16 protein-coding genes and 1 rRNA gene are annotated in these 14,614 nt (G+C 33.2%); 4 read left to right on the forward strand and 13 right to left on the reverse strand.

Annotated elements, in window-relative coordinates:
* Positions 1-2: 2 nt before the first annotated feature.
* The 8 genes from C8P67_RS21110 to C8P67_RS22230 form a co-directional block, all read right to left on the reverse strand.
* A complete protein-coding gene (locus C8P67_RS21110) occupies positions 3-410 on the reverse strand; it encodes a tellurite resistance TerB family protein (RefSeq protein ID WP_245980560.1) in 408 nt (135 codons plus the stop codon).
* A gap of 39 nt (positions 411-449) precedes the next feature.
* A complete protein-coding gene (locus tag C8P67_RS21115; protein WP_211319947.1) occupies positions 450-695 on the reverse strand; it encodes a DUF4236 domain-containing protein in 246 nt (81 codons plus the stop codon).
* Positions 696-697: 2 nt separating this feature from the next.
* Entirely contained in the window at positions 698-1,090 is a 393-nt protein-coding gene (locus C8P67_RS21120) for an SH3 domain-containing protein (protein WP_115815186.1), read from the reverse strand.
* A 17-nt stretch (positions 1,091-1,107) separates the two neighbouring features.
* Positions 1,108-2,160 carry a type I restriction endonuclease gene (locus C8P67_RS21125; protein ID WP_115815187.1) on the reverse strand — a complete coding sequence of 351 codons (1,053 nt, stop codon included), beginning with the start codon at positions 2,158-2,160 and terminating at the stop codon, positions 1,108-1,110.
* A gap of 12 nt (positions 2,161-2,172) precedes the next feature.
* The gene (locus C8P67_RS21130) at positions 2,173-2,511 is read right to left on the reverse strand and encodes a YegP family protein (RefSeq protein ID WP_115815188.1); all 339 of its coding nucleotides are present in this window, start codon (positions 2,509-2,511) and stop codon (positions 2,173-2,175) included.
* Between the two features lie 167 nt (positions 2,512-2,678).
* Entirely contained in the window at positions 2,679-3,347 is a 669-nt protein-coding gene (locus C8P67_RS21135; protein ID WP_115815189.1) for a response regulator transcription factor, read from the reverse strand.
* A gap of 9 nt (positions 3,348-3,356) precedes the next feature.
* Positions 3,357-5,078 carry a tetratricopeptide repeat-containing sensor histidine kinase gene (locus tag C8P67_RS21140; RefSeq protein WP_115815190.1) on the reverse strand — a complete coding sequence of 574 codons (1,722 nt, stop codon included), beginning with the start codon at positions 5,076-5,078 and terminating at the stop codon, positions 3,357-3,359.
* Positions 5,079-5,137: 59 nt separating this feature from the next.
* Positions 5,138-5,308, reverse strand: coding sequence for a hypothetical protein (locus C8P67_RS22230; RefSeq protein WP_170141504.1), 171 nt, complete (start codon positions 5,306-5,308; stop codon positions 5,138-5,140).
* Between the two features lie 342 nt (positions 5,309-5,650).
* Here C8P67_RS22230 and C8P67_RS21145 point away from each other — a divergent pair, with 342 nt between their 5' ends.
* From C8P67_RS21145 to aspA, 3 genes are all read left to right on the forward strand, one after another.
* Positions 5,651-6,523: a hypothetical protein gene (locus C8P67_RS21145; RefSeq protein WP_115815191.1), complete on the forward strand. Its 873-nt coding sequence runs from the start codon at positions 5,651-5,653 to the stop codon at positions 6,521-6,523.
* A 192-nt stretch (positions 6,524-6,715) separates the two neighbouring features.
* Positions 6,716-7,468, forward strand: coding sequence for a DUF2490 domain-containing protein (locus C8P67_RS21150; RefSeq protein WP_170141505.1), 753 nt, complete (start codon positions 6,716-6,718; stop codon positions 7,466-7,468).
* Positions 7,469-7,638: 170 nt separating this feature from the next.
* Complete coding sequence (gene aspA, locus C8P67_RS21155) at positions 7,639-9,048, forward strand: aspartate ammonia-lyase (protein WP_115815197.1); 1,410 nt, start codon at positions 7,639-7,641, stop codon at positions 9,046-9,048.
* A gap of 81 nt (positions 9,049-9,129) precedes the next feature.
* Here aspA and rplT read toward each other — a convergent pair whose 3' ends face one another.
* The 5 genes from rplT to C8P67_RS21180 all read right to left on the reverse strand — a co-directional run bounded on the left by rplT (position 9,130) and on the right by C8P67_RS21180 (position 13,622).
* Positions 9,130-9,474, reverse strand: coding sequence for a 50S ribosomal protein L20 (gene rplT, locus C8P67_RS21160; RefSeq protein ID WP_035633036.1), 345 nt, complete (start codon positions 9,472-9,474; stop codon positions 9,130-9,132).
* Positions 9,475-9,647: 173 nt separating this feature from the next.
* Positions 9,648-9,845 carry a 50S ribosomal protein L35 gene (gene rpmI / locus C8P67_RS21165; protein ID WP_026727505.1) on the reverse strand — a complete coding sequence of 66 codons (198 nt, stop codon included), beginning with the start codon at positions 9,843-9,845 and terminating at the stop codon, positions 9,648-9,650.
* A 108-nt stretch (positions 9,846-9,953) separates the two neighbouring features.
* Positions 9,954-10,511, reverse strand: a complete 558-nt coding sequence (gene infC / locus C8P67_RS21170) for a translation initiation factor IF-3 (RefSeq protein WP_394338673.1) — start codon at positions 10,509-10,511, stop codon at positions 9,954-9,956.
* Between the two features lie 16 nt (positions 10,512-10,527).
* Positions 10,528-12,474, reverse strand: coding sequence for a threonine--tRNA ligase (gene thrS / locus C8P67_RS21175; protein ID WP_115815193.1), 1,947 nt, complete (start codon positions 12,472-12,474; stop codon positions 10,528-10,530).
* 260 nt (positions 12,475-12,734) lie between these two features.
* Positions 12,735-13,622 carry an IS982 family transposase gene (locus C8P67_RS21180; protein WP_115815194.1) on the reverse strand — a complete coding sequence of 296 codons (888 nt, stop codon included), beginning with the start codon at positions 13,620-13,622 and terminating at the stop codon, positions 12,735-12,737.
* 817 nt (positions 13,623-14,439) lie between these two features.
* Between C8P67_RS21180 and C8P67_RS21185 the strand changes: the two genes are divergently transcribed.
* Positions 14,440-14,614, forward strand: a 16S ribosomal RNA gene (locus tag C8P67_RS21185); the annotation flags it as partial.

A 14,614-nucleotide genomic window follows, 5' to 3' on the forward strand; every position in this document is an offset into this window, starting at 1 on the left:
AATTAAGAATTTAACTGATTAATAATTTCGTGTTTATTAATTCCTTTTTGAACACAATCAATTAGGTAATTTGCTAATTCATCTATGTTTTCTTCCTGAAATTCAAATTTTTTACAATACTTTTTTAGAGTATTCATTTCATCAATAGTGATTTGGCCATCAGCCCAAATGATTCTCGTTAAGTCAAATAAATATTCGACTCTTGTATTAAGATCCTCTGGGATATTTAGATCACTATTTATTGAATTTAAGAATAATTTATCCAATTCTTCTTTTGGGATTCCTCTTTCGTCGGCAAATTGATACAGCATTTGAAGTTCTAAAACATCAAAGTTGTCATCAGCTAAAGCCATTTGGTAAAGTCTAAGAAAATGACTTTTTAGTTCTATTGTCATAATTGGTGTATTCATGTTTTTTTAAAATTTAATAGTTTTGAAAAGGCAAGTTCTTTAGATGGAAACAATTAGTAATAGCACCATTATTCCCAGTATAGTAAGAAGCATCATGCATCCGCTGTTTTTTGCTGTGCTGAAATTTTTTCGATAAGAAACTCCGGACACTCCGGTTTTAACAGAAAAGCTTTTACTGCTAATACTTCCTGCTTTGGTTCTAATACTGGGAGAAATTCCAGATTTACTAATGTTTAACCCCAAACCACTGCCAAGGTTAACTCTTTTTCTAAAACTTAGGCCCATGATTATTTTCTTTTATATGATTTGGGAGAACTTCTTGTATGTGGACTTACATAGGTTCCATTTTTTCTATAGTATCCCTTAACATTAACTGTTTTGTTATATGAACTCGAATTATATTTTTTATATGAATTAGAGCTGTTTACTTTGTCTTTTTTTGATTTAAAATTTAAATTAGGACTATTAGTCCAGCCCTCATATTTGTCAGTTTTTATTTTTTTAAATTTTCTTGATTTTCCAATAATTGTAACTTCTGTGTTTTTTGGAACGACAAAAACAATATTGCTTTTTTCTGATTTTTCTAAATATATAGGAGTTTCATAGTTTGATTCGCATATGTAACTTTTAGAACAAGAACAGAATATGATACAGCTTAGTAATAGGTAAATATTTTTCATGATTTATAATATATAATTTACTCAGTTTCATACAATCCAACAGTTTCTAGAAGTTCTTTCTCAAACAAATAGATATCATCAATGGTTTGAATGGGCTGGCGGATTTCGTTTTTATCACTATTGAAAAGACCGATGTATTTTTTACCGCCATTAAGATGTAATCGGCATAATGGTTTTCGGTTGTTGTCATCCAGTAAAACCCCAAAATAGGATTGCGTGTCACGATGAACGATTCTTTGTATGTGAAGTTTACGTCTCAAAATAGCAACTACAATGCGATAGGCATCCAATTCTTCTTCGCTTGTAATGATTTTGCTTTCTTCTGTTTCTTCAATTTTGTCTTTTTCTTGGATGATGACCTCTTTGTTTAAGGCAAAATGAAGACGCTCGTTTATTTTTTCACCGATTAACTGCCCGAATGCTTTTTGAACTAGTTCTGTAAATTCTTCCATAACTTTTTCGGTCAGTCTGCCACTATATATTTTTGAAGCAAATAACCGTACAAATTCAGGTGAGGGATTTTGAATCTCAGCATCAATCTGTTTACGGATTTCTTTTATGAATTTTAAAGAGCTGGCATTGTCTAATATTTTATTGACATCGAAACTGGATTTGTGAAACTTAGCAATTTCATTTACCGCACTGTCTTTTAACTGGGAAATGTCAAATTCGAAAAAAGGTTTTTCGTCCATTTTGTTTTTTTCATCCAAATCCGTGAAAAATTGATATTGAATGCCATTTGTCAATAGGGCAAAACGGGTCTTTGTAACATGGAAATAGCGAAATAACTGAGAATTATGAACGGTTAACTTTTCCTTCCAGTTTTTGCATTCAACAATTAAGATTGGTTCATCATTTTGGATAATGGCATAATCTACTTTTTCTCCTTTTTTTAAACCTAAATCGGCAGTAAATTCTGGAACAACCTCAGTTGGATTGAAGGTGTCGTAGCCCAAAATATTAATAAAAGGAAGTACAAAAGCATGTTTGGTAGATTCTTCGGTTTCAATTTTATCCTTTAGCAGATTGATTTTATCGGCTAAAGATTTGAGTTGTATAGATAGTTCCATAAAATTTATGAATTAAGATAAATCTTCAGTTTCGGCTTTTGGTACATCAATTTTCACGCGTTCAATGGCAGAATCTCTATCGGATGTACTTGGATACATATTACTGGTTCCAATTACTTGACCGTTGTTTTGAGATTTTAGAACAAAATAATATTTTGAGTTGTCGGATGTTTTTCTGTCATAATTTTTATCCGATGGTACATTTGTTTTAACGGATTCAATTCCGTTTTTGCAATTTTGTTTTGTAGTGTACATTTCACTTTTTAAAATAATGGCTTCATCTTTAGACCATAGGTTAAAGTAAAATTGATCGTTTGTGCTTTTTTTAATTATAAATTTTGGAAAGTTCATGGTTTGTTTTTATTTGATTATTAATATTCAAACTTAAAACCATTGCAAACCAATTCCTTACGGGAATCCGTAAAGAGGAAAAATATTTTTAAAACTGATTGAGAGTAAAATAAAAAGACCTAACAGGTTGTAGAAAACATGTTAGGTCAAAAGTGAAGAAGTTTTGCTTAAACCAGTCCCAAATCTTTGGCAATTGCCACAAGATGAGCTGGATTGTTTGCTTTGAAGTACATTTTGAGTTTGTTGAGCCGTTTTTCGATGGTACTTTTGCTATTTGGTGTAATGCCGGCTTCCTTAAAAGTAGCTTCCATATTTTCCTGAGTTACACCTTTGGAAAGATATTTAATGAGCTGGATGTCATAATTATCAATTTCATTGACGGTCTTGTCCTGAAGAATATAATTCAAATCAGGTGATAAGTATTTTTGGTTATTTTGGTACGTGACTTCGACGGCTTTTTTGAGTTCGGCAATACTGTTTCGCCCTTTCATTACGAAACCATTGATTCCGTATTTATCAAATAGTGATTTTATACGATAGGATTTATCTTCGATAGAAAATATAATGATTTTTATTTCCGGAAATAATTGTTTTACAGCCGATATTAATTCTTCACCAGAGTTGAGAATGTTTTCCCTGTAATCAGCTTTGAACGACAAATCGGATATTAATAATTCATAAGGTTCGTTGTCTTTGTAGGCTCTTTTGATTTTCAGCAAAGCGTCATCGCAGTATTTGGAATAGGCAATTTCAGGAACTTTTAAATCTTTCAGCACTTGTACTGCTGCAATATCATTAAAATCAATGTCGTCTGCTATCAAAACTTTTTTGAACATATTCAGTAATTATTTGGGAATTGTTATTTTGACTTTAAAGCCTTTATCGGTTTCTTTATCAAAAGTAATAGTTCCGTTTATGGCATTAATACGGTTTTCCACATTAGAAAGTCCATTTTTTAAAATTAAAGAATCTTTTATTCCAATTCCATTGTCCGAATAATTGATTTCAATGTGTTTTTCATTCGATTCAAAACCAATGGAAGCAAAAGAACATTGACTGTGTTTTTTCATGTTGACCATTAATTCCTGTAAAACTCTGTAGACCGCAATTTTCTTTTCAGCTTCAATTTTCTGCCAATTGATCTCGCCGTTGTCTTTAATAATTATTTGGATTTGATCATTATTATAACCTGATATCATTTCTTTTAAATCATTCTCAAAATTGGCTCCAGTTTCAATTTTACTGTTTTCTTTCGAAATGTTTCGGGTCTGCGCATATATTTTATCGAGATTGCCCAAAAGAGTTTCCTTTTTGGCAGGATTTTGTAAATCTTGAGTTTCGGCAAAAGCCATAGTCTGATATACATCATTGGCTAGTTCGTCATGCAGTTTTTTTGATATTCGCGTTTCACTGTCATAAACTGCTTTTTGTTTTTCCTTTTCCTTTTTCTTTTTCCAATAATAATAATAGAATGCAGAAGTTATAATTCCCAAGATAATAAAAAAATAGGCAACATAATTTTGGTTTTTCTGTAGCTCCAGTTCTAAAGCATCTTCCGCTTTTTGGGCTTTTAAAACAAGGTTTTCATTTTTTTCTTTTGTTGAATCATATTTTATTTTTGCAAATTGATTTTTGGCCTTTTGCCTTGCCTGATTAAGACTATCGTTGATGCGGAGGTAGATTTCTGTGTATTTTTTAGAATCATTTCCACTGCTTTTCTGCATTAATAAAGTCAATGATTTTAAACGGTTGTCAACATCATTTATTTTAGTAGCAGTAGCATACGCTTTTTTAGAGTAGTCATAAGATAATGTTGGATTTGTACTTTTATAAAATTCAGATAAATGAATATAACTTTTTGCCAATCCAAAGTCATCTTTGATGAGTTCTCTTATTTTTAATGATTGATTGAGATAGGATAAACTTTTAATATCATTTAATCGAAAATAAGAATATCCTAAATTATCTAAGATTCGTGCATAATTTTCCTTGTTTTTCTGCACTTCAATTTCTCGCGTTAATGGTAATAAAATAGTAATTGCCTGCGGGTATTTATTTTGATCTAAATAAACAACGGCGATATTGTTTTTAAGTATTATTTTTTGTAATTTATCTTCTGCTAAATTATATGCTTGACCGTAATAATAAATTGCAGTATTATAATCAAATAAATTTTCATAGTTGATACCTAAAAGGTTATAAATAGCAATTTTATATAGATTTTCTGTTTTTTTGCTGAAAAATGAGATTGCTTCAGTAGCACTGGTTTCACTACTGTTATAATCACCCTGTATTTGCTGAATTGTTGCTATCTTTAGTAATGAGTAGATTATTTTAGTGGAATCTTTATCAGGATTGCAGACTAATTTTGATTTGTTATAATAAATGAAAGCACTATTGTATTTTGAATCTGCAAAATATTTTTCAGCATAATCAATATAAACCTGATAAGCAGTATTGTTTTTTTTGTCATTATTTATATTCGGTCTTTTGGTACATCCAAATAGGACCAATACAATAATAAGTGATGAATAGAAATTCGGGAAACGTAACTTTTTTGTTATCATTTCCCGAAAATACTCAAATTAATTAAAACCGTAAAAATTTTTGGTTAATATACTAACAATTAAGGTCTAGGGGGCTTAGTTGGTATTTGCCCGCTTTGCCCATCTCCAGGATCATCAGCGCTAATTTGCTGATTTTCTGCATGCGGATTTGTCTCCACATCATCATTGGTACAAGAAGCCATTGCCACTACTGCAATAATATAACACGATATAAGAAATATTTTTTTCATTTTATTGGATTTAAAAATTAGACATAGGTTTGGCCGTTCGATATTGAAATCGAATTATTGCCTGGATAGGCTGGCCGTTAAAAACTCATTGTTTTTTGCTTGCGGGAAGTGAAGTGTGCTTAAAACAGTATAGTATTTTTATACTTCCCGAATAATCGTACTACGCTGTTTAGCAACACTTTTTGAAACTAGTTTTGTACATTTGTCCGTATCGCGAAATCGAACAAGAACTAATTCTGAAGCAAAGTAATGCTGTTTCTGTCTAATGATTTCAATGGAATTCCAGTAATTCCAGTAATTCCGATTGTTTCCATTTAATGTTAATTAATTCCAGTAAATGATATGAGTAAAATTACTTTCGATGATTACAAAAAAGCTATTAAAACTCAATATGAAAAGAAGAAAGCAGAAGATGATACTGGTATATTGAAAAATCCAAGTCCTGCACAATTGCGTAATTTATGCTTAATTTTTTTTGATAAATCTCTTTCCAATAATGATAAAACAACAATGAAACTGTTTTTCAATGTAAAAGAGGAAGAGAGTTTGAGAAGGGCCATTGAAAATTGTGAAATAAGCAGATTTAGACCGATACGATCTTTTTTGTTAGGCGGAATAAATTCCGAAAATAAAGCGAGGATTGAAATGGCAGCCATTATTGTTGGTCTTACTCCGAGACCGTATGAAAAGTTTTGTCAAAATACTGGTGTTATTGAAATAGTTGATGAAAATTTTTCAGAAAATGAACTTGAAGAAGTTGGTGTCGTTCCAAAAAAGAATATAGAAGTTGTCACAAAAAAAGAAGGGATTATTACAGATAAGGGAGGGGATAAAAAAATAATGACTATCGCTATTGTTTTAATCTCTTTGTTTTTTACAGGATACATGGCAAAAAATATATTTTTCCCAACCAAACAATGCATGCAATGGCAAGCAAATCATTATGAAGCAGTGGATTGTTTGAATAATCAATTAGGAATTGGTCAATTGAATTTGATAGTTCCTGTTGATGAGCCAACGATGAAGCTGAAAAAACTGGATTCAAAAGCAGAGCAGGTATTTTTTATAAATGATAAGCCTGTTGTTTGGTATTCGAAAGAAAATGGTAAAATAGAGCTTTTTAACCAGTACGGTCTTCATCCCGAATCAGGAAAACCATTAAGACCTATTACAAATTATATTATTGAAAAATATCAGCTTAGAAGTAAAGAGTAAAGGAATATAGCTGTAATGAATTTAGTCACTACTGCTATGTTTTATTATCATAATAACTTTGATTTTTTCTGGAATGAATGATAAAAATCATGTTAATATCCTAAGATGAAAACTAAATTTACAATGGAAAAATTAATATGTTTTGTTTAATTTTTCTTGTAAACTTATTCCTGAACCAAATTCTTAGTTATTTTGAAAAATTTATACAAAGTTCTAGTTTTATTGTTTCCCATTTTAATCTTTGGTCAAGTTGCCAAAAAAGAAGTAAACCAGCAGATCCAAACCTGGGTTTCATTGAATACCGTAACAAAATTTGCAGAGCACTGGGGAGTTGTGGCTGATGCTCATATTCGGGAAGATGGTTTTTTTGAAAGTAATAATTTTTATTTTTTGAGAGGAGGGATTTCATACATTCCAAATGCTTCAGTTTCGGTTACGGGAGGTTACGCACACATGTGGCTGGCGCCCGTAAAGGAAGGATGGACAGCATATTCTGATGAGAACAGAATATACGAACAGGCACAGTTGGTTACCAAAATTGGAAATGTAAGCGTACTGCAGAGACTTCGAAACGAGCAGAGATGGCATGAAATAATGATTAATGATAAACCTTCGGGTGAAACTCGTTTCACTGATAGAGTGCGGTATTTGGCAAGTTTTACAATACCTGTGTTTAATGACAAAAAGCTCCCTTCATTAGTGCTTTCGGATGAAATATTGATTCAGTTTGGAAAAGATATTGTTTACAACACATTTGATCAAAATAGATTATTTATTGGAATTAAGCAGAATATCAGTCCCAAATTCAGCTATGATTTGGGATATATGAATGTCTATCAGCAAAAGATTGTCGGTAATAAATACGACATGAACCATACTATTCGTTTGTTTTTCTATCTCAATTCATCAATAAAACATAACTCTTCAAAATCTGGACATTCTTAAGATAACCACGATTCCAAATTAAGGTTTCGGATTCTTTTATCGTAATTTATTTATTAACTTTAATGCTAATTATAGGTTAGCATGCGAAATATGCATAACGGATATTGGTGGCCAAAACCAATTACGATATGTGGATTTCGTATGCAGTTAAAAACAATAAATTGCGACATATGAAAACAACAAGAAAAGAGCATGATTTTTTAGGAGAATTAGAAATTCCGGATCATCTGTATTACGGAATACAGACTTTCAGGGCAGTAGAGAATTTTAATATTACCGGAATTCCTATTTCAAAAGAACCATTGTTTATAAAGGCTTTGGGGTATGTAAAAAAAGCTGCCGCTATGGCTAACAAAGATTGTGGTGCTTTGGATGCAAAAATTGTTGAAGCCATTTGTTATGGAAGCGATCAGGTAATTGCTGGTAAATATGATCAGGAATTCGTCAGCGATTTAATCCAAGGTGGTGCCGGAACATCAGTAAATATGAATGCCAATGAGGTGATTGCTAATATTGGTTTGGAATATTTAGGACATAAAAAAGGGGAATATCAATTCCTGCATCCCAACAATCATGTAAATTGTTCTCAATCTACAAACGATGCTTATCCGTCAGCCTTTAGGATAGCATTGTATTTAAAAATGGATCATTTTATAAAAACTGTTGAAAATCTTGAAAAAGCTTTTGCGGCTAAAGGAGAAGAGTTCAAAGAAGTTTTAAAAATGGGGCGTACACAGCTGCAGGATGCTGTGCCAATGACGTTGGGACAGGAATTTCACTCGTATGCAACAACAATAGGTGAGGATGTTTTAAGATTAAAAGATGCTCAAAGTTTAGTGTTAGATATTAACATGGGAGCAACGGCAATCGGAACTAAAGTAAATGCACCCGAAGGTTATCCCGAAATTTGCGTAAATTATTTAGCCAAAGAAGTTGGAATTCCATTGACATTATCACCAGATTTAATCGAAGCAACTGTTGATACTGGTGCCTATGTCCAAATCATGGGAACAATGAAAAGAACGGCTGTCAAAATTTCAAAAATCTGCAATGACTTGAGATTGCTGAGTTCGGGTCCGCGAACAGGTTTTAATGAAATTAACCTGCCGGCTCGTCAGCCTGGTTCGTCAATTATGCCGGGCAAGGTGAATCCCGTAATTCCAGAAGTTGTGAATCAAACGTGTTTTTATGTGATAGGGCAGGATTTAACAGTGACTATGGCTGCCGAAGCAGGGCAGCTGCAGTTAAACGTAATGGAACCTGTAATTGCTTTTGCAATGTTTACTTCATTGGATTATTTGTCAAACGCCATTCAGACATTGATTGATAAATGTATTGTTGGCATTACTGCCAATGAACAGCATTGTTATAATATGGTAATGAACAGCATTGGAATCGTAACTCAGCTAAATCCGATTTTAGGATATGAAGAAAGTGCCAGCATTGCCGGAGAAGCTTTGAAGACTGGAAAAAGTGTTCACCAGATTGCTGTAACAGAACGCAAATTAATTACTCAGGATAAATGGGATGAGATTTATTCGCTAGATAACTTAATCAATCCAAAATTTATTACGTCATAAAGTGCTAAAACAAAAAAAGCCCAATCGTGAGATTGGGCTTTTCTATTAAGTAAGTAAGTCTAAATTGAGTTTATATAACGTTTATTTTACTTTATTAAGTACTGCTTTGAAAGCTTCTGGGTGATTCATCGCTAAATCTGCAAGAACTTTACGGTTCAATTCGATTCCGTTAGCTTTTACTTTACCCATGAATTGAGAATAAGACATTCCTTCCAATCTAGCTCCAGCGTTGATACGTTGAATCCATAATGCACGGAAATTTCTTTTATTCACTTTTCTGTCACGATATGCATAGCACATTGCTTTTTCTACCGCATTTTTCGCAACTGTCCAAACGTTTTTACGTCTGCCAAAGAAACCTTTGGCTTGCTTCATTATTTTTTTTCTTCTTGCTCTTTTAGCAACTGAATTTACCGATCTTGGCATAATTTTATTGTTTTTTTGTAGCAGGCGTCCTGAATTTAATCAAAGGAACTTATGGCCATACTCCAAGGTTATTGAATTTATTTTTAACCTAAAGATTATCAAGGCAACTGTGATTAGGCAATAGGCAAAAGTTACAAGACTAATTGCTAATGGCTTTTCACTAATGGCTTTTATTAGATAATTCTTAATTGTTGTTTGATGCTTTTCATATCTGTTTGGTGAACTAGCGCTGAGTGAGTCAAAGCTAATTTACGTTTTTTAGATTTTTTAGTCAAGATGTGACTTTTAAAAGCATGCTTTCTCTTAATCTTTCCAGAACCAGTAACTTTGAAACGTTTCTTGGCGCTAGATTTGGTTTTCATTTTAGGCATTTTTTCCTAGTGTTTTAATTTATTCTTACTTACTTATTTTGAGTAATTAGCCATTAGCCATTAGCAATTAGGTTTTGTAACTTTTGCCTGTTGGCTTTTGCCTATTAACTATTTTTTCTTTTTCGGAGCAATAAACATAATCATTCTCTTTCCTTCAAGAATAGGCATTGCTTCAACTTTTCCGAATTCTTCCAAGTCAGTAGCCAGTCTCAATAACAAGATCTGCCCTTGATCTTTATAGATAATTGAACGTCCTTTAAAGAATACAAAAGCTTTTAATTTAGCTCCTTCTTTCAAGAATTTTTCAGCGTTCTTTCTCTTAAATTCATAATCATGCTCATCAGTTTGAGGGCCAAAACGTATTTCTTTTACTACCACTTGAGTAGATTTCGCTTTCAGTGCCTTGTCACGTTTCTTTTGTTCGTAAACAAATTTCTTGTAATCCATGATTTTACAAACCGGCGGCTCCGCGTTTGGTGAAATCTCAACTAGATCCAATTCAAATTGGTCAGCTAGTCTCAAAGCTTCTGCAAGTTTAAAAACTCCAGGCTCTATGTTTTCACCCACAAGTCTTACTTCTTGTACCCCACGAATAAAGTTGTTTATTCTGTGTGCATCCTTTTTTTCTACGCGAGGTTGATAACCTCTGTTGCTTCTTATTGCTATGACTTTATAATTTAAGTTAAACTGTAAATACTTTTAATGTTTTATTAACTTCCTCGTTAACAATCGAAACAAATTTTTCTATCGTAACGCTGATATTACCTTTTCCTTCTTGACCTTGACGACGGATAGAAATAGTCCCGTTTTTCTCCTCTTCTTCACCTACAATCAGCATAAATGGGATTTTTTGCAGCTCTGCATCTCTAATTTTCTTGCCTATTGTCTCATTTCTGTTGTCAATTAGGGCGCGAATTTCGTGATTTTCTAGCAGATTCAAAACTTTTTTAGCATAATTTTCATATTTCTCGCTCAAAGACAGTATAATTGCCTGCTCCGGCATCAACCAAAGAGGGAAATTTCCTGCAGTATGCTCAAGTAAAATAGCAATAAATCGTTCCATAGATCCAAATGGAGCTCTGTGGATCATTACGGGTCTATGTAATTCGTTATCAGATCCTTTGTATGTCAATTCGAAACGCTCTGGTAAATTGTAATCCACCTGAATAGTTCCTAATTGCCATTGTCTGCCTAAAGCATCTTTTACCATGAAATCCAGTTTTGGACCATAGAAAGCAGCCTCGCCGTATTCAACTACGGTATTAAGTCCTTTGTCAGCTGCAGCATTGATAATTGCGTTTTCAGCCTTTTCCCAATTTTCATCAGATCCGATGTATTTATCTCTGTTTTCTTTATCTCTCAATGAAATCTGAGCTGTAAAGTTTTCAAAACCTAATGAACCAAATACATAAAGTACTAAGTCAATTACTTTTTTAAACTCTTCATCCAATTGTTCTGGAGTACAAAAAATATGCGCATCATCCTGAGTAAACCCTCGTACACGAGTTAAACCATGTAGTTCACCGCTTTGTTCGTATCTGTAAACAGTTCCAAATTCAGCATAACGCTTTGGTAAATCTTTGTATGACCAAGGTCTTACATTGTAGATTTCACAGTGATGAGGACAGTTCATTGGTTTCAATAAAAACTCTTCTCCTTCAGCAGGTGTATTGATTGGCTGAAAACTGTCTGCTCCGTATTTAGCATAATGTCCAGAAGTTACATACAGTTCTTTTTGACCAATATGTGGCGTTACAACTTGCTCATAACCTGCTTTTTTCTGGGCTTTTTTCAAAAACTGCTCTAAACGATCTCTCAAAGCAGCTCCTTTTGGCAGCCATAAAGGCAAACCTTGACCTACTTTTGGTGAAAAAGCGAACAGTTCTAGCTCTTTTCCTAGTTTTCTGTGGTCACGGCGTTTCGCTTCTTCAAGTAATTCTAGGTATTCAGTTAGATCTTTTTGTTTTGGAAATGAAGTTCCGTAAACACGAGTCAACTGTTTGTTTTTCTCGTCACCTCTCCAGTAAGCTCCGGCAACACTCATTATTTTCATCGCTTTGATGATTCCAGTATTTGGAATGTGGCCTCCGCGACATAAGTCAGTAAAAGTGTCATGGTCGCAAAAAGTGATAGTGCCGTCTTCAAGATTAGTAATCAATTCAGTCTTGTAAACGTTGTCTTTATAAATTTCTAGAGCTTCTGCTTTAGTTACAGAACGCAGTTTGAACTCATGTTTCCCTCTTGAAATTTCAAGAACACGATCTTCGATTTTCTTAAAATCAGCATCAGTGATTTTTTGGTCCCCAAAATCCACGTCATAATAAAATCCATTGGCAATAGCAGGTCCAAGAGTCAATTGTATTCCAGGATACATTTCTTCAAGAACTTGTGCCATAACGTGCGAAGTCGAATGCCAGAAAGCTTTCTTGCCATCTGCATCATTCCAAGTATATAAAGTAAGGCTACCGTCCGTGGTCAATGGAGTAGATGTTTCAATAGTTGTACCATTAAAAGAAGCTGAAATCACATTTCTAGCAAATCCTTCACTGATGCTTTTTGCAACATCCATCGGAGTCGCTCCAGAAGCAAACTCTCTAACTGACCCATCGGGCAAAGTAATCTTAATCATTGTTTTTTATATTTTAAGATTGCAAATATAAAGTATTAACAAAACACATACAATAGGTATATAAGGTTTGTTCTATATATAAGTGTAAAATCAAATGGAGTTAAGTTCTGAATTATTAATCTAGATATTTAGGAGCTATTTCCTGCTATCCGCTTCAATCTTGTGTGCCGAACTCCGGCCCACAAGGATTTCCACTACTATCAGGGCTAGGGCTTCGGTATTTCATAAGAAGTAAATTGATACTAACCCGTTGGGTGAAATTAAATTAATTGATTTTTGATATTGTTTATAGGTCTGTCAAATATAAATTTATTGATATATTGAATCAATGTCATTGCTGTTATTTTTGCCAAAATTCTTGTTTTAATAAACCCCGCAAAAGATTTGGCATAATTTCTACGAATTAAAAACTGGTCGCATAATTGTGAAAACAAAGTCTCAATCCTTTTTCTTGATTTTCTAAATATATACGGTTGCGGTTTGTAATCTTTTTGATTGATTCTTTTTGGCGTTTCTAATTTAACTTTAACTGTTTGAAATAAATCTAATTGAACGCTTTCTGAGAGATAACCTCTATCTCCAAGAAGCACACAATCAGACATTTGATTTTTGATGTTTTTTAAAAAATTCACATCATGAACTTCTGCTTTTGTAATATCCAAAGAATGAAACACTCCATTTACAGAACAAACTCCATGAAGTTTATATCCATAAAACCAATTGTTTTGCGAAGCGCAGAAACCTTTGGAGGGAGATGTCTCAAATTCATCCTTGCAAATTTTAATTCTCTTATGACGGGAAAATTTACAGATTTCCAACGGCATACTGTCAACAATAAAATAGTTTTCAAACTCAAGAAATCGACTAGCTAGTTTAGTTCTGATTTCTTCAGAAAATAAAAATAGCTTTCTTCTTCTTTTATTGAACTGGCTGCGTTCAATTAAGTTGGGAATCATTCTCGGGCTAATTTGTTTAAAAAGTGAATTCTCACTGTCTATAGACATAAACTCAGCTGTCAAACTAAGTGCTACTGCCTCTAAATCAGACATCTTGCCACTTCTTCCAACCCTTGATTTAAATGCTAAATCATAATTCAAAGAACTTATAACTTCTAAAACCTTAAAATAATTTTTAACTATATTTGACATGGATATTGGTTGTTTAGCGACTTCAAGATACTGCTTTGCAGTGTCTTGACCAATATCTAATCATTTTAATTTACTTCAAATAATTTCACCCAACGGGTTTGATACTATTATATAAGTATAGAGTAGAAGATTCATTGGCTGTTGGCTCTAATAGACATCTTACTGATAGGCAGCAATGATTTAAAATCTGCGTAAATCTGCAAAATCTGCGTGCAAAAACCTTTTTATTGGTCTGAAAGCATCAAAATGAGGAATGCAGTTTAAGAAAACTCAAGATTGCTTTCAAAATCTGTTTTGTAACTCCTCTTTAAACCAGCGTATTAAAAAATAAGTCAAAAATAATTGTAAAAAGGCATTGTTTAAACGAATAAACACACTACTTTTGCACCCGCAACAGCGACGGCGTTCATTAAAACACTGACAGGAAAAACAAATCAAGAGAAAAAATATTTTCAAAAAAAGATTTAAAAAGCTTGTGAGAAATAAAAGAGTTGGTTACTTTTGCACCCCGCAAAACGCGCAACGTTCCTTGATAGACTGAGTAAGAGATGAGAAGAAAGCGAAAAAATAATTTTTCAAAAAAACTTCAAAAATATCTTGCCGGTTAAAAAAGAATTGCTACTTTTGCACCCGCTTTGAGAAACAAACGAAAGGCGGAAAAACACATAAGAACACGTTCCTAGACATATTGAATTGACAGCCGTTCCGATGCAAATCGGAACAAATAAAATAAGAGTAATAGAATCGGTAAGATTTGAATAAGACCACTAGAATTTGAGTCGAATAAAAACAGCTTAAGCAATTAAGCAGACAATATACGATGAAGAGTTTGATCCTGGCTCAGGATGAACGCTAGCGGCAGGCTTAACACATGCAAGTCGAGGGGTATAGTTCTTTGGAATTAGAGACCGGCGCACGGGTGCGTAACGCGTATGCAATCTACCTTTTACAGAGGGATAGCCCAGAGAAATTTGGATTAATACCTCATAGTA

It is taken from the genome of Flavobacterium aquicola, assembly GCF_003385115.1.
Classification (GTDB): Bacteria; Bacteroidota; Bacteroidia; order Flavobacteriales; family Flavobacteriaceae; genus Flavobacterium; species Flavobacterium aquicola.